Genomic DNA, 22,121 nt, shown 5'->3' on the forward strand with positions numbered 1-22,121 from the left:
TCGGGGCGGCGGTTGCGGTAGTCGATGTAGTAGGAATGCTCCCACACGTCGACGCCGAGGATCGGCTTGGCGCCGTGCACCAGCGGGTTCTCGCCGTTGGGCGTCTTGAGGATCGCGAGCTTGCCGTCCTTGACCGCGAGCCACGCCCAGCCGGAGCCGAACTGGCCGACGCCCGCCTGGATGAAGTCCGCCTTGAACTTCTCCGCGCCGCCGAGGTCCTCGTCGATCTTGCTCGCGATCGCGCCGGGGATCGCGCCGCCGCCGTTGGGCTTCATCCACTGCCAGAAGTGGGTGTGGTTGTAGTGCTGCCCGGCGTTGTTGAACAGCGGCTGGTTGGTGCCGTAGGCGGCCATCACCACCTCCTCGACGCTCTTGCCTTCCAGCCCCGTGCCTTCGAGCAGCTTGTTGCCGGTGTCGACGTAGGCCTTGTGGTGCTTGTCGTGGTGGAACTCGAGGGTTTCCTTCGACATGTACGGGCCCAGCGCGTCGTGGGCGTAGGGCAGGTCCGGCAGGGTGAAGGTCATGTCATTCTCCGTCTTGTCGAGGGCGTAGGGACGGGCGCGCAGCCATCGGCCGCGCACCGCGCTCGACGGGGCAACGGCCCGGTAGGTAAGTCGGTGCCATCACCGCGGCAACGTGGGGGCCGTGCGGGCCTTGACGAAACCGCCGCCGTGCCCGGCCCAGGGCATTTTCCAGCGCGGTGGATGCCGGCTCGCGTGAAGAAAATGCGATCACACACAAAACCTTGAGGGCGCGCCCCGCCGCGGTTTTGCAAAACACGGCCAAGGTCTTACTACGGGCGCATCCGCATCCGGCCCGGAGCCTTGAGTCGTTCCATGATCGTCGCGCTGTTCGCGCTCAGTGCCGCCATGGTGGTCGGCGGCATCGCCGCCGTGATCCAGGGTTTCCCCTTCGTCCGCCTGGAGAGCGGGCTCGCCATGGTGATCGCCGGGGCGAGCGTCGCGGCGGGGGGGACGGTGGTGGCCGGCCTCGGCGTGGTCGCCGCCGGCCTGCGGCGCGTCGAGCGCGCCCTCGCCGCCGGCCGGATCGCCGATGCCGGCGGCCCGGCGGCGGACGGGGTGCCGGCGTCCGCGCGCCCTTCCAATCCCTCTTCCACCCCCCTTGCCATGCCGGCTTCGGTGTCCCCCGCCCCGCGCGCCGCCGACCGGGCGCCGAGCGCGTGGCCGCATCCCGATCCGGCCCCCGGCGCCCTGGCGCTCCCCGTCCGCCCGACGCTGCCGGGCCTGCTCGCCCCCGGCCCGGAAGCGGCCCTGCTCGGCGGGCAGAGCCGCACCGGGCCGGCCTTCGCGGAGCCCGCCGCCGGGGAGCCCGAGGCTGAGGAGCCGGCGGCGTCCGCGCCGCCCGCCGGGACGGTACCGGAGCCGCGCGAGCCGGAACTGCCGCTGCCGGGCCTCACGCCGCCCGGGCCGGTGCCCGAGCCCGAACCCCGGGCGCCGGAGCCCGTCGCCGGCCTCGCGCCGGAGGACGACCTGTTCGCGGCCCCCGCGGCGCCGGCCCCCTCCGGGGCCTCCGTCTTCTCCGGGCCGCCGACCCTGCGCCCGAGCCTCGACGCCGCGCCGGCGCCCGAGACGCAAGCCGAACCCGCGGCGCGCGAGGTCGTCGGCCGCTACGCGTCGGGCGGCAACACCTACGTGATGTTCGCCGACGGCGCGATCGAGGCGGAGACGCCGCAGGGCCGCTTCACCTTCGTCTCCCTCGACGAACTGAAGGCCTTCGTGGAAGCCGGCGGCGAGTCCGGCGCCCGCGGCGCCGCGTGACCGTTTGCACGGTCGGCGGGGTCGATCGGGTATCCCGCACGATCCGTCCCCGCCGTCGTTCCGGGGCGCCGCAAGCGAACCCGCTCCCGGCGGCGCGGGCATCTTGTCCGCCACCGCCTCACGCCGACCGGTCGCGGGCGCGCAGCGGGGCGAGCATCGTCAGCACGAAGCCGTCGGGGGCGTAGAGCGTCTCGACCTCGGCCTGGACCTGCGTGGTCAGCACGCGCTGGAGCAGGCGGGAGCCGAAGCCCTGGCGGCGGGGCGGCTCCACCGCGGGGCCGCCGCTCTCGCGCCACGCGAAGCGCAGCATCCCGGCCGGGCCTCCGGGCAGCAGCGCCCAGGACACCGCGATCCGCCCGCGCCGGTTCGACAGCGCGCCGTACTTGGCGGCGTTGGTGGTGAGTTCGTGGATCGCCATGCCGATCGGCACCGCGATCTCGGAGGCGAGCGCGGTGTCCGGCCCGTCGAGCACGATGCGGCCTTCGATGGATTCGCCGTCCGCGTCCGTCTCGGCGTAGGGCCGCAATTCGCTGAGCAGCAGGGTGCGCAGGTCCGCCGTCTGCCACGTCGCCTCGGTGAGCACCGAATGGGTGTGGGCGAGCGACTTGATGCGGCCGACGAAGGCTTCGTAGAAGCTGTCGATGCTGGATGCCGTGCGCGCCGTCGAGCCGACGATCGCCTGCACGGTCGCCAGCGTGTTCTTCACCCGGTGGTGCAGTTCGCGGATCAGCAGCGCCTGCCGCTCCTCGGCCACCCGCTGGTCGGTCACGTCGGCGACGACGCCGATCAGCCGGCGCGGCAGGCGGTTGGGCGCGTCGCGCTCGAAGCGGCCGGCGAGATCGATCGTCCGCCACGCGCCGTCGCCGCGGCGGATGCGGCCGGTGGTGTGCAGGATCGCGTCGTCGCGCAAGGCCGTCGAGATCGCCGTGCGCACCGCCGCCCGGTCGTCGGGATGGAGGGTGTCGCCGAGGAACTCGGTCTTGCCGATGGTGCCGTCCTCGGGCGCCCGCCCGAAGATCTCGAACATCCGCTCGTTCTCCCAGATCGCCTGGTCCTCGAGCATGTGCCACTCGAAGATCCCGAGCCGGGCGACCGTCGTCGCGACCCGCAGGCGCTGGTCGCGGGCGGCGAGCCCGTCGCGCGCCTCGACCCGGGTGGTGACGTCCTGCACCACCCCGACCATGCCGACGGGCATTCCGTCCGGCCCGCGGACGGGGCGCCCGCGCACGCCGACGATCACCTCGCGCCCGTCCGCCTCCCGCGTCAGGCGGCACTCGAAGCCGTAGGCGCCGTCGCGCGCCATCGCGGCGCGCACCACGGCCCGCACGCGCTCGGGCTCGCCCTCGGCCAGCCCCGCGCGCAGCATGTCCCAGGTCGCCGACGAGCCCGGCGGATGGCCGAGGATCTGCGCGGCGCGGCGCGACAGCACGAGGCGGCCGGTGGCGCGCTCCCAGCGCCATTCGCCCAGCCCCGCCGCGACCAGCGCCTCGCGGTTCTCGTCGGAGCGCGCGGCCTCGTCGGCATCGACCGCCTCGACGACGAGGATGCCGCCGCCGGGGCCGGAGCGGCGCACCCGCACCTCGACCGGGCGGCCGTCGGCGCGCAGCCACGGGCGGATGCCGTCGGCGAGCCCTTCGCCCGCGCCGACGAGGTCGAGGACGGGGCGGCCGGCAAGTCCCCCCAGGGCATGGCCGAGCAGGGCGCAGAGGGCGGGGTTGGCCGCGCGGACGAAGGCTCCGTCGGGCGAGAGCACGGCCAGCCCGATGGCGGCCGCCTCGAAGGCCGCGTGGCGCAGGTCGCCCGGGCCATGATCGTCCCTGTCGGTCACTGCGTCCCCTCGAACGCGCGATGGCGCCTACCGGAAGCTTGAGTCGTCCGCCGCTGCCGCGGCGGGCCGAGAGCACACCCAGGATGGGCCCCAAGCGTGACCGGGGCAAGGCGCGCACGCCCTCCGGGGGCGCCGGCAACAGCTAAGTCGATCCGATCCGCGCGAATTCGAGATAGGTCGGCCGGCGCCCGGCCGCGCGCGCCTTCGCCTCGTAGCGGGTGCCGGGCCAGCCGGGATAGGGCCGCGTCCAGTCGGCGGCGCTCGTGGCCGTCCAGCGAAGGCCGGGGCAGCGGGCGGCGCGCACCAGCGTCCAGCCGGCATAGTCGTCGATGTCGCTGGCGAAGCGGAATAGCCCGCCGGGCTTCAGCACGCGGGCGATCTCGGCGAGCGATTCGTCTGAGACGAAGCGGCGCTTGCGCTGGCGGCGCTTCGGCCACGGATCGGGATAGAGCAGGTAGACCCGCTCCAGGCACGCGTCCGGCAGGGCGGACAGCAGCGCCGTCACGTCCGCGTCGCGGATGCGGACGTTGCGCAACCCGCCCTCGTCGATCGCCCGCAGCAGCTTGGCGACGCCGTTGACGAAGGGCTCGGCCCCGACGATCCCGACCTCCGGGTGGGCGGCGGCCTGCGCGGCCAGGTGCTCGCCGCCGCCGAAGCCGATCTCCAGCCAGATCGCTTTCGGTGCCTGTCCGATATCCGGAAACAGCGTCGCCGGGTCGAGGCGGGCGCCGCCGGCCGGCACGTCCACCCGCAGCCGCGGCAGCATCTCGGCGAGGCGCTGCTCCTGCAGGCCGCGCAGGCGCTTGCCCTTGCGCCGGCCGAAGAAGGCGCGCTCGATGGGCTCGACGGCGCCCTCAGCCGGAGGGGGACTCGTTTCGGACACGTCCCGGCTCGATCTACTGAGGTGATCGGACGCGGCACCCCCTCCCCCCTTTGCGGGGGAGGGTGGGCCTCGGCTCACGCGAGGGTCGGGAGAGGGGAGCGCCGTATCCGGACAACGCGCTCCCCTCTCCCGACTTAGCTCGCGGGCCATCCTCCCCCGCAGAGGGGGAGAGGGAAGACCCGCGCCTTTCGACTTAAACCTCAGGCCAGCGCCGACTTGAGCTTGTCGGCGAGATCGATGCGCTCCCACGAGAAGCCGCCGTCGGCCTCCGGGGCGCGGCCGAAATGGCCGTAGGCCGCGGTGCGCGCGTAGATCGGCTTGTTGAGGCCGAGCGCGAGACGGATGCCGCGGGGCGAGAGGTCGAGCGCGTCCATCAGCACGCCCTCGAGCTTGGCCTCGTCGACGTGGCCGGTGCCGTGCAGGTCCACGTAGATCGACAGCGGCTTGGCCACGCCGATCGCGTAGGCGAGCTGGATCGTGGCGCGGGAGGCCAGCCCCGCCGCGACGACGTTCTTGGCAAGGTACCGCGCCGCGTAGGCCGCCGAGCGGTCGACCTTGGTCGGGTCCTTGCCCGAGAACGCGCCGCCGCCGTGCGGCGACGCGCCGCCGTAGGTGTCGACGATGATCTTGCGGCCGGTCAGCCCGCAATCGCCGTCGGGGCCGCCGATCACGAACTTGCCGGTCGGGTTGACGTGCCAGACGGTGCCCGGGTTGATCCAGCCCTCGGGCAAAGCCGCGCGGATGTAGGGCTCGACGATGGCGCGCACGTCGGCGGAATCGAGGGACTCGTCGAGGTGCTGGGTCGAGAGCACGATCTGCGTCGCCTCGACGGGCCGCCCGTTGGCGTAGCGCACCGTGACTTGGCTCTTGGCGTCGGGGCCGAGCTTGGCGGCATCGCCCGTGCCGGCCTTGCGCGCCTCGGCGAGGTCCTTGAGGATGCGGTGGGCGTAGAACAGCGGCGCCGGCATCAGTTCCGGGGTCTCGTCGGCGGCGTAGCCGAACATGATGCCCTGGTCGCCCGCGCCCTCGTCCTTGTTGCCGGCCGCGTCCACCCCTTGCGCGATGTCGGCGGACTGCGCGTGCAGGTAGATCGCGACCTCGTTGTTCTTCCAGTGGAAGCCCGCCTGCTCGTAGCCGATGTCCTTCACGGCGGCGCGGGTCAGGTCCTCCAGGTCCTTGAAGGTCACCGAATCGGGTCCGCGCACCTCGCCGGCGATGACGACGCGGTTCGTCGTCGTCAGCGTCTCGACGCCGAGCCGCGCTTCGGGCATCGCGGCGATGTAGGCGTCGACCACGGTGTCCGAGATCCGGTCGCTCACCTTGTCGGGGTGGCCCTCGGAGACGGATTCACTGGTGAAGAGGTAGTCGGAACGCGGCATCGCAGGCCCCCGGTTGTCGGGCGCGCCCTCCTGATCGCGGCGCTTGACCCGGTCGAAGGCCGGGGTTCTCGCATCGGCACCCGGCACGGTCAAGGTGAAATGCCGAACGCTTCCTTTATATCGTACGAAGCGGACGTTAGAGCGGAAGCTTCCCGGCGCGCCGTCGCCTCCGTCCGGCTTGGTCGATGACGGCCGTCAGCCGTTCAGCTTGCGGTCCAGCGCCTGCACCGCCGCGGCGAGGTCGCGCCGGGCCCCGTCCGAGAAATGCTCGGTGACGTGGCGGGCGACCACGTCGGCCAGCCCCTTCCAGTCGCCGCCGTCGAGATAGGGCCGTTGCCGGTCCTCGCCGAACCCGTCCGCGGGGAGGTCGTCGAGGCGGGGCATGCCGTTGAAGAAGTGGTCGAGGGGCACGCCGGTCATGCGCGAGAAGATGTCGAGATGGACCGCACTGATGCGGTTGGTGCCCTTCTCGTATTTCTGGAGCTGGGCCGCCGACATCCCGAAGCTCTGGGCGACGCGCCGCTGCGTCAGGGACGCCTTGCGCCGCTGCTCCGCGATGCGCTGCCCGACATAGACATCGCGTTGATCGGTCTTCTGGCCTGCCATCGATCCTCTCGCGCACGCGCCTCCGGGTCACGCGGCGATCGGGTGCCCGCAACCGCGCCGGCGAAAGCTTAACCGTCGGCCGCGACGTTGTCACGACCATGCCCGGAGGGAAAATGCGGTCGATCCGGGCGTGCGCGCCGCCCCGTCGCGCCGGTGCACCCCACGGGCGGAGGTCCGCCGCGGGGATCGGGAAAGCTCACACCTAGAGCCGTGCCCGACCACGTTGGGTCGGGCACGGCTCTAGGTCCTTGTTTTGACGCGCGCTTTCACGACGAACCGGTAGCCACTTCGTCGGAGTGCGCTCTAGCGCAGCCGGCCGCGCAGCCCCTGCGGGAAGAAGCCGCCGGGGCTCTGCGTCGTGTTGAGGTAGGCGATGTTGAGCACCTGGCCGGGCGTCCGGGCGAAGGCGAGGCTGTTGCGGTCGGCCGGGACGAGGTTGGCGTCGGTCCGGCTGAAGCCCGGCGTGGCGGATTGGTCGCCGCTGATGCCCTGGTCGAGATCGGTGTTGCCGTCGAGCGCGTCGCGCGCGTTCGAGATGGCGTTGGCCTGGTTGATCAGCCCGCGGGTGTAGAGCAGCGTGCGGATCGCGCCGGCTTGGTAGGCTTCGGTGCCGAGGAAGCCGGCGGCCACCATCAGGTTGGCCTTGTCCCTGATCAGGGGAGCGCTGCCGATCAGGGCCGTGACGCACACGTCCTCCAGCAGGAACGCGCCGAGCAGGAAGGTGTCGTCGCTCGCGTAGACGTCGAACCGGTCGCCGGGTCCGACGAGGCCGGCCGAGCGCGCGGCGAAGGTGAAGGCGAAGTCGAGATCGAGCTGCGGCCGCCCGATCCGGCTCGCATCCGGCAGCCCGGCGCGCAGGGTGCGGACGTGGGCCTCCTCGTCGGCCGCGAGCTCGAAGGCGAGCTTGCGCACGAGCGTGTCCGAAAACGGCACCTGGCGCCCGCCGTTGACCGTCCCGATCCCGCCGACGCCGTCGATGTCGGCTGCCTTGAGGCCCTGGCCGTTGACCGAGCGCAGGTAGAACTCGGCCCCGAGATACTCGAAGTTCAGGGCGAAGGTGACGATGTCGAGATCGGTGACGTCGGCCGGTGCCCCCTGCGCCGCCGCCGAGTCCGGTCCGGCCGCCCCGAGGATCGCCGCGCCGACGCTGCCGAGGCCGAGCGCCTGGATGAAGGCGCGCCGACAGGTTCCGAGATCCACCGCCTCGGGGACCGCCTCCGGCGTCGAAGACCGCTGAGGAGATTGAAGGTGTTCGCCCATGACGCTGCTCGCCCTGTTCTCGGTGGTCCAGGGCCGGCAGCCTAGGAGGCGCACCCCGGGGCTGCATTAACATATGAAAAATCCGTTGACAGCCCGTCGGGAAACCGGCCGGTGTTTCAAATTTGAAACACCGGCGATCCTCCGAGCCGGGCGGCCGCTCAGTTCAGGCGCAGGATCGCCGCGTTGAGGAGCGTGGCGAAGGCGACCCAGGCGGCGTAGGGCGCCAGCAGCCACGCGGCGGGGCGATCGACCCGCCAGGTCAACCGGATGGTCCAGAGCACCATCGCGAGGAGCGCCGCCACCACGGCGAGGCCCGCGCCGACCGCGTGCCGGCCGAAGAACACCGGCGTCCAGGCGGCGTTCAGCGCGAGCTGCACCGCGAAGGCGGCGAGCGCGAGCCACCAGCCGTTTCGCGATGGGCCGGTGTGGGGCCGCGCGCCGAGGAGCCGCCAGAGCGAGACGGCGATCAGCACGTCGAGGATCGCCCAGGCGATGGGAAACGCGGCGTTGGGCGGGTTGAAGGCGGGCTTGGCCAAGCCCGCGTACCACCCGGCGATCTCGGGCGGCGTCGCCAGCGCCCCGACGAGCCCGGTCGCGCCCACCGGCAGGACCGCCACGGCGAGGCGGAGCCACGGCGGGAGGGCCGGTCCTTCGGGGACCCGGGTGGCGGAGAGGTGCTTGGCGGGGACGTGTTTGGCGGGCGCCATGATGATCGTCGGCTCCTCGGCTCGGCGGGCCCCCGGGTTGCGGTCCCGCCACGGTTCGTGTCAGGCGCGGCCGTCCGAACCGTGTGACAGCCCGCGGATGCCGCCATGACTCGCCCCGACGCTCCGGACCGACCCGCCGATACCGGTCCGGGACCGGAAAATCCACCGCGCCCGGCCTGGGCGGCGCGGACGCTCGCCGCCCAGGCGCTGGGCCACGTCGACCCCGCGACCCGCGCGGTGGTGGCGCCGCTGCACGTCTCGACCACCTTCGTGCGCGACGCGGACAACGGCTACGCGTCGGGCTTCTCCTACGCGCGCCCCGACAACGCGACGGTGCGGCAGGCCGAAGCGGTGCTGGCGATGCTGGAGGCGGCGCCCGCCGCGATGCTGTTCGGCTCCGGCATGGCGGCGGCGACCGCCGTGTTCTCGGCGCTGGAGCCCGGCGACCACGTGGTCGCGCCGGTCGTCATGTACTGGGGCCTCAAGCGGTGGCTCGGCGAGGAGGCGCCCCGGCGCCGCCTCGACCTCGACTTCGTCGCCATGGACGACCTCGACGCCTTGCGCACTGCGATGCGGCCGGGGCGGACGAAGCTCGTCTGGATCGAGACGCCGGGCAACCCGCTCTGGACGGTGACCGACATCGCCGCCGCCGCCGGCATCGCGCACGCGGCCGGCGCCCGGCTGGCCGCCGATTCCACCGTCGCCTCGCCGTTCCACACCAAGCCCCTGACGCTCGGCGCCGACCTCGTGATGCATTCGGGCACCAAGATCCTCAACGGCCATTCCGACGTGGTCGCCGGCGTGCTCGCCACCGCGCGGGCGGACGCGTTCTGGGCGCGGGTCGGCGCGATCCGCGCGGGCGGCGGCGCGATCCTCGGGCCGTTCGAGGCCTACCTGCTGATGCGCTCGCTCCGGACCCTGCACCTGCGCGCGCCCGCGCAGGCCGCGGGCGCGATCGACCTCGCCCTGCGCCTGCGCGGCCACCCCCACGTCGCCCGGGTGCTCTATCCCGGCCTGCCCGACGATTCCGGCCACGCCGTCGCCGCGCGGCAGATGACGGGCGGCTTCGGCGCCATGCTCTCGATCCGGACGCGGGGCGGCGCGGCGGCGGCGGTCGCCACCGCGGCCCGCGTCGCCCTGTGGAAGCGCGCGACCTCGCTCGGCGGCGTCGAGAGCCTGATCGAGCACCGCGCCTCGGTGGAGGGGCCCGGCACGCCCTGCCCGCCCGACCTCCTGCGGCTCTCGACCGGCATCGAGGACCCGGACGACCTGTTCTCGGACCTCGACGCGGCGCTCCGGGCAGCCCACGCGGGACACGCCTGACGGCCGCACCGAAATCTTGCGGCGGCGGCGGGGCCCAGGGGCGGTCTCCGTGCGTTGTGCCCGAGCCTTCCCCCGGGCGCGCATCCCGCGCCGCAGAGCCGTGAGCGGACCCATGCCGAGACGATCCTTGCCGGGCGCCCGCGCGCTCGCCGCCCTCGGCCTGCTGGCCGGTCCGGCCTTCGCCGACGCGGTGCCGAAGCTCGACATCGAGACGACCTGCAAGTCGGCCAACAAAGCCAATGTCGGCCTCGGCGACAACGCCAACGAGGACGGGTGCCTGCGCTCCGAGCGCGAGGCCCGGAAGGAGGCCGAGCGCAAGTGGGGCGACTACACGCCGGCGGCCAAACGCCAGTGCGAGGGCCAGTTCAGGGCCGGCGGCTACCCCTCCTACGTCGAGATGGTGACCTGCCTCGAACTCGCGAGCGGCACCGTGCCCGCGCAGCAGACGTCCGGCGCCGGCGGCCGCGAGGCACCCCGGGCATCCGACGCGGGCAACCTCACGCAGGAGCCCCCGGCGAGTCAGCGCACCAACCCGATCGAGGTTCTGGACAAGAAGTGACCGTTCCGGGCCGCCGCCGCCGGTGCCCCGGTCCCGTCACCTCCGCGCAAGCACCGCGGACGCCGGACGATCAGGGCGCCGATGCCGTGCCCGCGGCGAGGATCGCGCGGAACAGGTCCGGCGCGCCGCGCATGAACACGAACACGTCGTCGGCGACGACGGCCGAGACGTCGGCCGGCGTCGGCAGGTCGTACACGTAGCGGCGCATCGCGAGGTAGATCACCTTGCCGTGCAACGCCCAGACCGCCTCGATCTCGCGCTCAGTGATCGGCACCGTCTCGGGCGGCGGCAGCCCGATTTCGGCGCGCAACTCGGCGCAGACCGGCAGGATCAGCGCCTCGCGCAGGAGGGCGAGGTAGCGCGGCGTTACGTCCACCGTGCGCAGGCCCGCGAAGACGAAGATCCGCACCCAGTCGTAGTCGAAGATCCGCGCGGCGTATTCCCGGTAGACCTGGACCAGCCTGGCTTCCAGCGGCCGGCTCCTGTCGCGGAGTAGCGGCCCCCAATCCGGGTTCCAGCGGGCGACGAAGACCCGGTGGTAGACCCGCTCGATTAGGGCCTCCTTGGTCGGGAAGTAGCGGAAGATCGCCGAATGGGTGATGCCGATGCGCGCGGCGAGTTCCCGGGTCTGGCCCTCGAAGCCGTGCTCGGCGAAGAAGCGGGTCGCCGCCTCGACGATCTGCCGTTCGCGCTCCGGCCCCGGCAGGTGGCGCCGCTTGCGCGCGGCCGGCTTCCCCTCCGCGCCCACGCGTCCCCCGTCCGCTCCGCGTCCCGCGACCCTGCCCCATCGGGGCCGACCGCGATCGGGACGACCTAACAGATATGGAATAACATTACGTAACCCGGAGTGAGAACGGCGCGATAACGTCGCGGCACTGGTCGTGACCACGGGGTCGTTTCCATCGATAAGCTCTCGTCCGTCCCAGGCATCGTTTTCGACCGCGGTCCGAGGTCGAAAACGATGCGCCAACAAAAAGATCCAAGCGGGCCTTCGCGGGCGAAGCCACGAAAACCCGCCTGGAGCCTGACGGCCGATCGGTCGTCCTCGCCGACGTCTCGCAGGCCCTCGGCGGTGACGCGCTCGCCGCCGCCGAGGCCGGGGGATGCGGTCCCCGGGCGCGGGCCGTGGGCGTTGCCGCGGATCGGGGGCGGCACCATGTTGACGCCGTGGGCGGACACGGCCGTCGGCCGTGTCCGCCCCGGAAAACCATCACCCATGAAACCATCGCCCCTGCGGCGCGAGCGAGCCTCAGCCTTTGGCCAGACGCATCGACACCCAGGCGGGTGAACCCGCCCTGCCCTCGCGCGAGCAGATCGTCGCCTTCATCGGTGAGGCAACGGACAAGGTCGGCAAGCGCGAGATCGCGCAGGCCTTCGGCATCCGCGGCGCCGACAAGATCGGCCTCAAGCGCATCCTCAGGGAAATCGAGGAGGACGGGGACATCGCACGCGGGCGCGGCGGCCTGTCGAAGGCGGGCCGCCTGCCGCCGGTGGTGCTCGCCGACATCCGCGCGCGCGACCGCGACGGCGACTTCCTCGCCTTTCCCGCCGAGTGGGATGCGGGCTGCGGCAAGCCGCCGACGATCGTTCTGAGCCAGCCCCGCGGCGGCCGCAAGCCCAGGGGCGCGACGCCCGGCATCGGCGACCGCGCCCTGCTGCGGGTCGAGCCCGACGGCGCGGACGGGCGCTACACCGGCCGCGTCGTCAAGGTGATCGGCCGGAACAAGGCCGAGGTGATCGGCGTGTTCCGCGCGGGCGCCGAGGGCGGGCGCATCGTGCCCGTCGAGAAGCGATCGCAGGGCCGTGAGATCCTGATCCCGCCGGGCGAGGAGGGCGAGGCCCGCGAGGGCGACCTCGTCAGCGTCACCCTGGAGCGCGAAACCCGCTTCGGCCTGCCGCGCGGCCGGGTGCGCGAGCGCCTCGGGAGCCTGGGCTCCGAGAAGGCGGTGAGCCTGATCGCGCTGCACCTGCACCACATCCCGCACGTGTTCTCCGCAGCGACCCTGGCCGAGGCCGACGCGGCGGCGCCGGTCGCCCTGAAGGGCCGCGAGGATTGGCGGGAGCGCCCGCTGCTGACGATCGACCCGCCCGATGCCAAGGACCACGACGACGCGGTGATGGCGCAAGCCGACGACGACCCGGCCAATCCCGGCGGCTTCGTCGTCACCGTGGCGATCGCCGACGTCGCCGCCTACGTCCGCCCCGGCTCCGGCCTCGACCGCGAGGCGCTGGAGCGCGGCAACTCGGTCTACTTCCCCGACCGCGTCGTGCCGATGCTGCCCGAGCGCATCTCGAACGACCTCTGTTCCCTGCGCGCGGGCGAGGACCGCCCGGCGCTCGCGGTGCGGATGGTGATCCAGGCGGACGGGACCAAGCGCAAGCACACGTTCCACCGCGTGATGATGCGTTCATGCGCGAAACTCTCCTACGCGCAGGCGCAGGCCGCGATCGACGGGCACGGCGACGCGGCGACCGCGCCGCTCCTCGAGCGCGCGCTGCGCCCGCTCTGGGCCGCCTACGCCGCGCTGCGCCAGGCGCGCGACAGGCGCGGGCCGCTGGCGCTCGATCTCCCGGAGCGCAAGGTGCTGCTGACGGAGGACGGCGCGGTGGACCGGGTGATCGTGCCGGACCGGCTCGATGCCCACCGGCTCATCGAGGAGTTCATGATCCAGGCCAACGTCGCGGCGGCCGAGACGCTGGAAGCCGCGCGCCAGGCGCTGATCTACCGGGTGCACGACGAGCCGGCGATCGAGAAGATGCGGGCGCTCGGAGAGGTGCTGGCCTCGATCGGCATGAAGCTGCCGAAGGAGGGCAGCCTGCGCCCGGCCCTGTTCAACCGCATCCTCGCGGCCGTGGCCGGCACCGAGCACGCGCTGTTCATCAACGAGGTGGTGCTGCGCAGCCAGGCGCAGGCCGTCTACGCGTCGGAGAACCTCGGCCATTTCGGGCTGAACCTGCGCCGCTACGCCCACTTCACCTCGCCGATCCGCCGCTACGCCGACCTCATCGTCCACCGGGCGCTGATCGCCGCCGGGCGGCTCGGCGCCGACGGCCTGCCGCCGGACGTCGCGGCCGGCGACCTCGCGCGGACGGCCGAGCAGATCTCGGCCGCCGAGCGCCGCGCCATGGCGGCCGAGCGCGAGACCATCGACCGGCTGATCGCCCACCACCTCGCCGACCGGGTCGGGGCGACGTTTTCGGGGCAGATCGCCGGCGTGACGCGCGCCGGGCTGTTCATCAAGCTTAGCCAGACGGGTGCGGACGGCTTCGTGCCGATCTCGACACTGGGCTCCGACTACTTCCGCCACGAGGAGGGCCGCCACGCGCTGGTCGGTGCGCGCACCGGCGAGACGTTTCGCCTCGGCGACACGGTCGAGGTCAAGCTCGTCGAGGCCGCGCCCGTGGCGGGCGCGCTGCGGTTCGAGCTGCTCTCCGAGGGCCGCACGCGCGCCGGCACGAAGTCCGCCGGCGGCAAGGAGCGGGGCGAGCGCCCGTTCAAGGCCGCCCCGAGCGGGCGCCCCCCCGGCATCCACAACGCCGGCACGCGCCACCGCGGCTCGCGCCGGTGAGGTGGGAGCGTGTAGGATGAGGCGATGACACAGACCGAGCCCCGCACCCGCCTCGCGCCCGCCCTGGCCCGCGGCTTCCTCGGCCGCTGCCCGCATTGCAGACATGGAAAAATCTTCGGTCGCTACCTCAAGGTGCGGCCGGACTGCGCGGTCTGCGGGCTCGAACTGCACCACCACCGCGCCGACGACCTGCCGCCCTACCTGGTGATCTTCGTCGTCGCCCACCTCGTCGGCTACCTGATCCTCGAATCGGAGCTGCGCTACGACGTGCCGCTGTGGGTCCAGCTCGGCTTCTGGCCGGCGGTGACGGCGGGGCTCGCCCTCGCGCTGCTCCAGCCGGTCAAGGGCGCGGTGGTCGGTCTGCAATACGCCCTTGGCATGCACGGCTTCGCCACGCTACCGGGGAGCCGGCCCGAAGCCGGGCCGGAGGAGGCGCGCCTTGACTCAACCCGCCTCGAAGGCGCTCCGGGCACTGCCGGACGGGCCTGAGCCCGCCGAGCGGGCCCGCAAGCCGTTGCGCCCGCGCGACGCCGCGACCCTGATCGTCCTCGACCACCGCGGGCGGGCGTTGAGGTTGCTGATGGGCCGGCGCAACGCGGCGCTGGCCTTCATGCCGGGCAAGTTCGTGTTCCCGGGCGGGCGGATCGAGCCCGGCGACCGGCACATGCCGGTGGCGGGCGCGCTGCCCGCCTACGCCGAGGCCGCGCTCGTCCGCCGGGTCACCCGGCCGCCGCACCATCTCGGCCGGGCGCTGGCGCTCGCCGCGATCCGCGAGACCTTCGAGGAGACCGGGCTCCTGCTCGGCACCCGGGATTACGGGCCGCCGGAGACGGTGCCCGCTGGCTGGGAGGCGTTCGCGGCGCACGGCGTGCGGCCCGACCTCGAAGCCCTGCACCTCGTCGCCCGCGCGATCACCCCGCCCAAGCGCGTGCGCCGCTTCGACACCCGCTTCTTCGTGGCCGACCGCCGCGCGGTCGCCGCCGAGGCGCCGGGCCGGGTCGGCGAGGGCGCCGAGTTCACAGAACTGGCGTGGTTCACCCTCGCGGCCGCGCGAAAACTCGACCTGCCGGCTATCACCCGCGCGATCCTCGACGAGCTGGAGGCGCAGGCCGCCGCCGGTTTCGCGCCCCACCGCCCGATCCCGTTCCACTACGAACGCCACGGCCGCCGCGAGCGCGTTTTCTTGTGACAGGGCCGCGGCGCGGGGTGCCGGGCTGAGGTCCGCGCGGCCCGCGCTGAGCCGTCCCACTGGTCCCGTGAAGGCCGCCGCAGCCTTGACGCCGCCGGCCCGATCGGGCATGCCGCGGCCTGTATTCGGCCGGCCACGCCCGGCCCTTTTTGCGTTTCGCGCATGCGGAATGCCGCAAGCCCCAGGAGCGCCCGCATGGCCAAGGCCGTCACCGTCAAGATCAAGCTCGTCTCCACCGCCGACACGGGCTACTTCTACGTCACCAAGAAGAACTCCCGCACCCAGACCGAGAAGCTGACGCAGCGCAAGTACGACCCCGTCGTGCGCAAGCACGTCGACTTCAAGGAATCGAAGATCAAGTAGGTTTCCGCTCCGGCATCCCGGATCGGACTGCGCGGCCGCCCCTGACCGGGGCGGCCTTTTTCGTGGGTTCCACTCTCCCGGTGCGGGTGGGGCCGGGCTCGGGCTCCGCCTAGGCGCTTCGTGCCGGACGCCAGCGATGTCCCGCCCGGGATACGCAGTCGAAACGGGCCGCCCGGCCGCCCGGACGGCACGCGCATGGCCGTTGTAATGAAGACGCGCGCGCCGTCCTGCCTCCCGCAAGCCGCCGTTGAGCCGATCGTCGAAGACGCATCTTGCGCCGCCGCCGATCCCGGCATTCCTAGTCGCGGATCTACGCTCCGCGCGGGGACGAACTCTTCGGCGTTACTCCATGCCGAAAACAGCAACCACCGATCGGATGTGGCACGCATACCACATTCGCGCAGTCTCTCCGCGCACGGCCGTGTTCCAACTTCCGTGCGGTACCGGACATGGGCAGTATGGCGCCGATGAATCGGCCGATCCCGATCGCCTCGGCGTGGATTGGATCGGCCCGGGGACGGAATAGACTGATGACGACAGAGATGCAGGCATCGCACCGTACCGAGCGGCCGGTGCAAAGCCGCCTCGCCCGCAAGGCCGCCCTGCGCGGCGGCACCGCGATGCTGCTGGTGATGGCGGCCTCGGCCGCGCATGCGCAGTGCGCTGGCCTGTCTGGCGGGGTCGGCGGCAACGGCCAGTTGATCAACGGCTCAGCGCAAATCGTGCCGCAGACGACGGTCTCCGGCGTCCAGTCGCTCGTCTCGGTGCTGACCACCCAGAACACGGCCTTCCTCACGCAGACCTCGGGCTTCATCGGGTCGCCCGCCAACCCATCCGAGAACCTTCAGGGCGGCGGCGTCTGGGCGCGCGGCATCGGCGGCACCTTCGATACCCGGACGCCCGGCGCCTACGGGCTCAACCCGAGCGTCTTCAACGCGTCGCCGCAGAACAATCCCTGCAACGTCCGCACATTCCAAGACTATGCCGGCTTCCAGACCGGAGCCGACATCTCGCGGCTCAACATCAACGGCTTCAACATCCATGGCGGCGTGACCATGGGCTACACCGAGTCGTCGGTCCGCTCGGACAGCGCGTTCCGGGCCGATTTCCAGACTCCGTTCGTCGGGCTCTACGGCGCCGTCACCAAGGGCAGCTTCTTCGCGGACGGGCAGGTGCGCTGGGACTTCTTCCAGGGCATCCTCAACGACGCGACCAACACGCTGACCAACCAGCGCCTCGACGCACGCAGCCTCAGCATCACCGGCAACGTCGGCTATCAGTTCGGGCTGAGCGACGGCTGGTTCGTGGAGCCGTCCGCCGGCGCCGTCTACGCCGAGGCCAAGGTCGACCGCTTCCAGAACGGCGGCGAGTTCCTCGTCGCGACGAGCCCCAGCTTCTCAGCGCCGTCCTCGGTGAAGATCCAGGACTTCGACAGCATCCTTGCTCGCGCCAGCGTGCGCATCGGCAAGAACGTCATCGTGGACGGCTACGCCCTGCAGCCGTTCTTCACCGCAAGCGTCATCAACGAGTTCGCCGGACCGGTCCGGTCGAACCTCACGACGGATTTCGGCGGCCTCGGCTCAGCACTCGCTGGGCCGGCCGGTAATGCCATTCTCTCACCTTTGGACACGACCATCCGCCTGAGCACCTACCGCATCGGCACCTACGGCCAGTTCTCGGCCGGCATCGCGGGCCAGATCCTGAACACCGGCTGGCTCGGCTACGTCCGCGGCGACTACCGCACCGGCGACCGCGTCGAGGGCTGGGGCATCAGCGGCGGCCTGCGTTACCAGTTCAACCCGGAGGCCGCGGCCCGCGCCCTCATCAGCAAGGATTCCGCTCCGGTCCTGGCGGCCTTCGACGGTCCCATCAACTGGACCGGCTTCAGCGCCGGTGCCTCGGTCGGCGGCTTGTGGAGCCAGACGCGACAGGATCAGTTTGCCTTCTTCTCCGACGTGCTCGACCGGGCCGACCCGCACGCGGCCGGCGTCTATGCCGGCGGTCAGATCGGCGCGGATTACCAGTTCGACCGCATCGTCGTCGGCGTGGCGGGCGATGCCGGCTTCACCAATGCCAGGGGCGGCCGCGGCTGCTCCACCGGTATCGGCGGCAACTTCCTCAACTGCCAGACCAACATCGACGACCTCTACATGGCCACCGCGCGGGTCGGCTACGCGATGGAGCGGTCGCTGTTCTACGTGAAGGGCGGCGCCGCCTTCGCCGACACATCCGAGCGGCAGCAGAACAACTTCAACAACCGCCCACTGTTGTTCAACCTGCCGACCTTCGCCGGCTCCGACGTCAAGACGTTCTCCACCGGCTGGACGGTCGGCGGCGGCTTCGAGTACGCGATCACCAAGAACTGGTCGGCCAAGGCCGAGTACATGCACTTCGAGCTCGACCGGAAGGCTTACGCCTTCACGCCGGCCAACATCGCCTTCACCCAGGCCCAGCACACCGGCGACCTCGTCAAGGTCGGCGTGAACTACCGCTTCACTTTCGATCCGCCGGCGCCGGTCGCGCCGCCGCGCGCGGTGATCGCCAAGTACTGAGAGTCATCAAGTACTGAGAGTCATCAAGGACCGAGCGACTCGGCGACGCAAACCTCCCGGCCCCGGCGAACGCCCGTTCGCCGGGGCCGCCGCGTTTCCGCGTCCGGTGCTCAGGCGTCAAGCGTCTTGGCCAGCGTCCGGGCGATGGCGACCAGCGCCGCGATCATCGGCGTCGAGGGCTCGCGGCGGGGCGCCACGAGGCCGATCGTGTGCTCCAGTTCCGGCGCGACGATCGGGATCGCGCGGACGCCGTCCATCGGCCCGAGGGAATCGGCGAGGATCGCCGGCATCACGCTCGCCCATTTGAGCGTGCGCACATGCGTCATCAGCACGATCATTGAGTTCGATTCGAGCGAGGCCGCGGGCTCGCCGCCGGCGTCGCGGATCTGCTGGTCGATGATGCGGCGGTTCTGCATGTTGGGGGTGAGCAGGCACAGCGGCAGCCGGCCGATCTCCGCCCAGGTCACCGCGGCGCGGTCGTCGTAGGGGCCGCCGGCGGCGGTGAGCAGCCGGTACCGCTCGCGGTAGAGCGGCACCGAGACGACGCGGCCGAGCGGCTCGTTGTCGAGGTAGGTCAGGCCGGCATCGGCCTCCAGGTTCTCGATCAGCGAGAAGATGTCGGCCGAGGTGGTCGATTCCACCGTCAGGCGCACGTCCGGGTGCTTGGCGCGGTAGGGCGTCGTGAGGTTGGCCACCATCGGCAGCGCCGTCGGGATCGCGGCGATGCGCAGGTGGCCGGTCAGGCCCCGGCGCAGGCCCGCCACGTCCTCGTGCATCGCGCGGGCGTCGGCGACGATGCGCCGGCCCCATTCGAGCACGCGCTCGCCCTCGGGGGTGAAGCCCTGGAAGCGCGAGCCGCGCAGCACGAGCTGCACCCCGAAGCGGTTCTCGAGCTGCTTGACGCCGGCCGACAGGGTCTGCTGCGTCACGCCGCAGGTCTCGGCGGCGCGGCCGAAATGCTGCTCGCGGGAGAGCGCGAGCAGGAAGTCGAGCTTGTCGATCACGCCGGCCTCCCCGGCCGTGCCGGACCGGGGAGGCCGTGCCCGTCCGCGCTCAGCGGAACAGGATCAGCGCCTTGGCGAGCGTCGTCCACACCCCCCAGGCGATCGGGATGCCGACGACGGCCCAGGCCGCGAGCGCCGTCGCGTCGAGCCCGCCGCGCCCGATGCCGAAGGAGCCCGACGGGATCGTGCCGGACGCGCCCTTCGTGCTCAGCGCCGCCACGGCCTCGTCCGACATGAACCGGTGCGCCTTCAGCGGCCGGACCAGGAGGTTGGCGACGAAGCCGAGCGCCAGCATGCCGGCGAGGATGTACATGGTCCGGTCGTAGAGCTGCGAACCGGTGACACCGGCATCGACCTGCGCTTGGCGGATGTAGTTGACCACCACCGGCCCGACGATGCCGGCGGTCGACCACGCGGTGAGCAGCCGGCCGTGGATTGCGCCGACGAACTGCGTGCCGAAGATGTCGGCCAAGTACGCCGGCACGGTGGCGAAGCCGCCGCCGTACATCGACAGGATGATGCAGAACGAGAGTACGAACAGCCCCTGCGAGCCGGCCGCCGCGAAGGAGGGCGCGCCGGCATAGAGCGCGATGCCGAGCGCGAAGAAGATCGCGTAGGTGGTCTTGCGCCCAAGCTTGTCCGACATCGAGGCCCAGAAGAAGCGGCCGCCGATGTTGAACAGCGACAGCAGCCCGACGAAGCCGGCCGCGATCGCCGCGACGCCCGCTTTCTGGCTCGCGTCGAGGGCGGCGAAGCCGACGCCCGGCGCGCCGACGAGTTGCCCGCCGAAGATCTCCTGCAGCATCGGCGAGGCGATGCCGATGACGCCGATGCCGGCCGAGACGTTGAGGCACAGCACCGCCCAGATCAGCCAGAACTGCACGGTCTTGTGCGCGTCGTCGAGGTGGACTTGGCCGTTGGTGATCATCCCGGTCTTGGCCGGCGCGGGTGAAAATCCCTCGGGCTTCCATCCGGCCGGCGGCACCCGGTAGCCGAGCGCGCCGGCCGTCATGAACACGAGGTAGGCGGCCGCCATCACCAGGAAGGTCTGCCACACGCCCACCGAGGTCGGCGTCTTGAACCAATCCATGAGGATCGCGGCCAGCGGCGAGCCGATCAGCGCGCCGCCGCCGAAGCCCATGATCGCCATGCCGGTCGCCATGCCGCGCCGGTCGGGGAACCACTTGATCAGGGTCGAGACCGGCGAGATGTAGCCGAGCCCCAGGCCGATGCCGCCGATGACGCCGGAGCCGAGCCACATCATCCAGAGCTGATGGGTGATGATGCCGACGGCCGAGATCATCATGCCGCCGCACCAGCACAACGCCGCGGCGAGGCCGGCCTTGCGCGGCCCCGCGCGCTCGAGCCAGCCGCCGAACAGGGCCGCGGAAGCGCCGAGGAAGACGAAGAACAGGGTGTACATCCAGCCGAGATCGGCCACCCGCCAGTCGCAGGTGGTGGTGACGAGCGCGCCGGCCAGCGTCAGGTCGGGGCAGGCTTTCGCGGCGGTGATGCCGATCGCCCGCGAGAGCGGCAGCCAGAACACCGAGAAGCCGTAGGCCATGCCGATGCAGAGGTGGATCGCCAGCGCCGCCGGCGGCACGAGCCAACGGTTGAACCCGGCTTTGGCGACGATGTTTTCCCGAGACAGCCAGCTTGGCGCGGTGGCTTCCGGGAAGGACGGGTCCGCAACACGCGAGTTCATCAACGACATCCTCCGGGACCGGCCGCTTCAACGGGCCGTGTTTCCGAAGTTGAGCGTTAGAGAATGCCGTGCCGGAAAACTATCCGCGCGCGCCTGGCATTTGGTCGCTGGGACGCAAAATCCCATGACAAACGGCGTGAACCGATACGCCTCGGTTCAGCCGGCGTCGCTCGCGCCCTCGCCGAGCGTGTGGGGACTGCGCGTCGCAGGACGAACCGGGCTCTCCGCCTCGGTCTTCCCCTCACGCATCGCCCGCACCACCAGGGGATCGACCCGCTCGCCCATCGCCGGCAGGCAGGCCCTCAGGCTCGCCACCATCTTCGGGGTCCAGAAGGCAACGACGTGCTTGTGAATGCCCGACACTGCCTCCTCGTCCGAGTAGGACCGGAAGAAGGTGGCGATCTGGTTGGCCATCCGCACCAGCTTCTCGTCGCTCGTCAGCGCGCTCATCGAAAACCTTTTTCACCATGTCCCCGAGGGAGTCGCGGGCGACGCGTTTCCCTCCTCCCTCCGCGGGGGAGGGAAAGCCTCGGCTCACGCGAGGGTCGGGAGAAGGGAGCGCCGCATCCGAGCAACGCGCTCCCCTCTCCCGACTTGACTCGCGGGCCACCCTCCCCCGCAGAGGGGGAGGGCAGTGCCCATTGTCACTCCGCCGCGTCGAGCCGTTGTGCGATGCGGGTCAGCGAGAAGTCCTCCTCGTAGAACCGCGCCTGCCAGTCGGACGGGCGGTTGGTGCGCCGCACCTGCACCGCCGTCACCTTGTACTCGGGGCAGTTGGTGGCCCAGTCCGAGAAGTCGGTGGTGATGACGTTGGCGCCGGTCTTGGCGTGGTGGAACGTGGTGTAGACCACGCCCGGCTGCATGCGCTCGGTGATCCTGGCCTTCAGCGCGATGTCGCCCGAGCGGCTCTCCAGGGAGACGAGGTCGCCCTCCACGATGCCGCGCAGCTCCGCGTCGAACGGGTGAATCTCCAGCAGGTCCTCCTCGTGCCAGCGCGAGTTCTCGGTGCGCCGCGTCTGCGCGCCGACATTGTACTGCGACAGGATGCGGCCGGTGGTGAGGATCAGCGGGAACTTGGCACCCGTGCGCTCCTCGGTGGCCACGAACTCGGTGATCATGAAGCGGCCCAGGCCCCGCACGAACCGATCGACGTGCATCATCGGCGTGCCCATCGGCGCCTTGTCGTTGCACGGCCACTGGATCGAGCCGAGTTCGTCGAGCTTGGCGAAAGAGACGCCGGCGAAGCTCGGCGTGAGGGCTGCGATCTCGTCCATGATCTCGGACGGGTGGGTGTAGTTCATCTCGTAACCGAGCGCCTTGGAGAGCAGCACCGTACCCTCCCAGTCGCCGTATCCGGCCAGCGGCGGCATCACCTTGCGCACGCGGCTGATGCGGCGCTCGGCGTTGGTGAAGGTG

20 protein-coding genes are annotated in these 22,121 nt (G+C 71.7%); 8 read left to right on the top strand and 12 right to left on the bottom strand.

From position 1 onward, the window contains the following. A partial coding sequence (locus ACFE86_RS12620) for a superoxide dismutase (protein ID WP_375455678.1) occupies window positions 1-524 on the bottom strand: 524 nt, incomplete at its 3' end. Window positions 525-836: 312 nt separating this feature from the next. Here ACFE86_RS12620 and ACFE86_RS12625 point away from each other — a divergent pair. Next, window positions 837-1,778, top strand: a complete 942-nt coding sequence (locus ACFE86_RS12625; protein WP_375455679.1) for a hypothetical protein — start codon at window positions 837-839, stop codon at window positions 1,776-1,778. 118 nt (window positions 1,779-1,896) lie between these two features. On the opposite strand, the gene ACFE86_RS12630 is transcribed toward ACFE86_RS12625, so the two are convergent. The 6 genes from ACFE86_RS12630 to ACFE86_RS12655 form a co-directional block, all read right to left on the bottom strand. Then, entirely contained in the window at window positions 1,897-3,606 is a 1,710-nt protein-coding gene (locus ACFE86_RS12630) for an HWE histidine kinase domain-containing protein (protein WP_375455680.1), read from the bottom strand. A 142-nt stretch (window positions 3,607-3,748) separates the two neighbouring features. After that, the gene (locus tag ACFE86_RS12635) at window positions 3,749-4,489 is read right to left on the bottom strand and encodes a tRNA (guanine(46)-N(7))-methyltransferase TrmB (RefSeq protein WP_375455681.1); all 741 of its coding nucleotides are present in this window, start codon (window positions 4,487-4,489) and stop codon (window positions 3,749-3,751) included. Between the two features lie 200 nt (window positions 4,490-4,689). After that, window positions 4,690-5,868 (bottom strand): methionine adenosyltransferase, encoded by a 1,179-nt coding sequence (metK, locus tag ACFE86_RS12640; RefSeq protein ID WP_375455682.1) that lies wholly within the window; start codon window positions 5,866-5,868, stop codon window positions 4,690-4,692. 195 nt (window positions 5,869-6,063) lie between these two features. Further along, on the bottom strand, window positions 6,064-6,474 hold the full coding sequence (locus ACFE86_RS12645; protein ID WP_375455683.1) for a helix-turn-helix domain-containing protein: 411 nt from the start codon (window positions 6,472-6,474) through the stop codon (window positions 6,064-6,066). 303 nt (window positions 6,475-6,777) lie between these two features. Next, window positions 6,778-7,674: a ferritin-like domain-containing protein gene (locus tag ACFE86_RS12650; protein ID WP_375455684.1), complete on the bottom strand. Its 897-nt coding sequence runs from the start codon at window positions 7,672-7,674 to the stop codon at window positions 6,778-6,780. A gap of 218 nt (window positions 7,675-7,892) precedes the next feature. Further along, a complete protein-coding gene (locus ACFE86_RS12655; protein ID WP_375455685.1) occupies window positions 7,893-8,441 on the bottom strand; it encodes a TspO/MBR family protein in 549 nt (182 codons plus the stop codon). Window positions 8,442-8,546: 105 nt separating this feature from the next. Between ACFE86_RS12655 and ACFE86_RS12660 the strand changes: the two genes are divergently transcribed. Next, on the top strand, window positions 8,547-9,764 hold the full coding sequence (locus tag ACFE86_RS12660) for a trans-sulfuration enzyme family protein (RefSeq protein WP_375455686.1): 1,218 nt from the start codon (window positions 8,547-8,549) through the stop codon (window positions 9,762-9,764). A 112-nt stretch (window positions 9,765-9,876) separates the two neighbouring features. Next, window positions 9,877-10,323: a hypothetical protein gene (locus ACFE86_RS12665; RefSeq protein WP_375455687.1), complete on the top strand. Its 447-nt coding sequence runs from the start codon at window positions 9,877-9,879 to the stop codon at window positions 10,321-10,323. 70 nt (window positions 10,324-10,393) lie between these two features. Here the strand turns inward: ACFE86_RS12665 and ACFE86_RS12670 are convergent, their stop codons facing one another. Next, entirely contained in the window at window positions 10,394-11,071 is a 678-nt protein-coding gene (locus ACFE86_RS12670; protein ID WP_375455688.1) for a TetR/AcrR family transcriptional regulator, read from the bottom strand. Between the two features lie 508 nt (window positions 11,072-11,579). Here ACFE86_RS12670 and rnr point away from each other — a divergent pair. The 5 genes from rnr (at window position 11,580) to ACFE86_RS12695 (ending at window position 17,996) form a co-directional block, all read left to right on the top strand. Beyond that, a complete protein-coding gene (gene rnr / locus ACFE86_RS12675; protein ID WP_375455689.1) occupies window positions 11,580-13,892 on the top strand; it encodes a ribonuclease R in 2,313 nt (770 codons plus the stop codon). Window positions 13,893-13,916: 24 nt separating this feature from the next. Next, a complete protein-coding gene (locus ACFE86_RS12680) occupies window positions 13,917-14,381 on the top strand; it encodes a DUF983 domain-containing protein (protein WP_375455690.1) in 465 nt (154 codons plus the stop codon). Continuing rightward, window positions 14,365-15,081 (top strand): NUDIX hydrolase, encoded by a 717-nt coding sequence (locus tag ACFE86_RS12685; protein WP_375455696.1) that lies wholly within the window; start codon window positions 14,365-14,367, stop codon window positions 15,079-15,081. The genes ACFE86_RS12680 and ACFE86_RS12685 overlap by 17 nt, the downstream gene beginning before the upstream one ends. A 195-nt stretch (window positions 15,082-15,276) precedes the next feature. Further along, on the top strand, window positions 15,277-15,444 hold the full coding sequence (rpmG, locus tag ACFE86_RS12690; RefSeq protein ID WP_147726819.1) for a 50S ribosomal protein L33: 168 nt from the start codon (window positions 15,277-15,279) through the stop codon (window positions 15,442-15,444). A 530-nt stretch (window positions 15,445-15,974) separates the two neighbouring features. After that, window positions 15,975-17,996 carry an autotransporter domain-containing protein gene (locus tag ACFE86_RS12695; protein WP_375455691.1) on the top strand — a complete coding sequence of 674 codons (2,022 nt, stop codon included), beginning with the start codon at window positions 15,975-15,977 and terminating at the stop codon, window positions 17,994-17,996. Window positions 17,997-18,106: 110 nt separating this feature from the next. Here ACFE86_RS12695 and ACFE86_RS12700 read toward each other — a convergent pair whose 3' ends face one another. From ACFE86_RS12700 to ACFE86_RS12715, 4 genes are all read right to left on the bottom strand, one after another. Beyond that, window positions 18,107-19,000, bottom strand: a complete 894-nt coding sequence (locus ACFE86_RS12700) for a LysR family transcriptional regulator (protein WP_375455692.1) — start codon at window positions 18,998-19,000, stop codon at window positions 18,107-18,109. A 49-nt stretch (window positions 19,001-19,049) separates the two neighbouring features. Then, window positions 19,050-20,705, bottom strand: a complete 1,656-nt coding sequence (locus ACFE86_RS12705) for an OFA family MFS transporter (RefSeq protein WP_375455693.1) — start codon at window positions 20,703-20,705, stop codon at window positions 19,050-19,052. 156 nt (window positions 20,706-20,861) lie between these two features. After that, the gene (locus tag ACFE86_RS12710; RefSeq protein WP_375455694.1) at window positions 20,862-21,155 is read right to left on the bottom strand and encodes a formate dehydrogenase subunit delta; all 294 of its coding nucleotides are present in this window, start codon (window positions 21,153-21,155) and stop codon (window positions 20,862-20,864) included. Window positions 21,156-21,349: 194 nt separating this feature from the next. Beyond that, on the bottom strand, window positions 21,350-22,121 hold a 772-nt coding region (locus ACFE86_RS12715), incomplete at its 5' end, for a molybdopterin oxidoreductase family protein (RefSeq protein ID WP_375455695.1).

The organism is uncultured Methylobacterium sp., assembly GCF_964244095.1.
GTDB lineage: Bacteria > Pseudomonadota > Alphaproteobacteria > Rhizobiales > Beijerinckiaceae > Methylobacterium.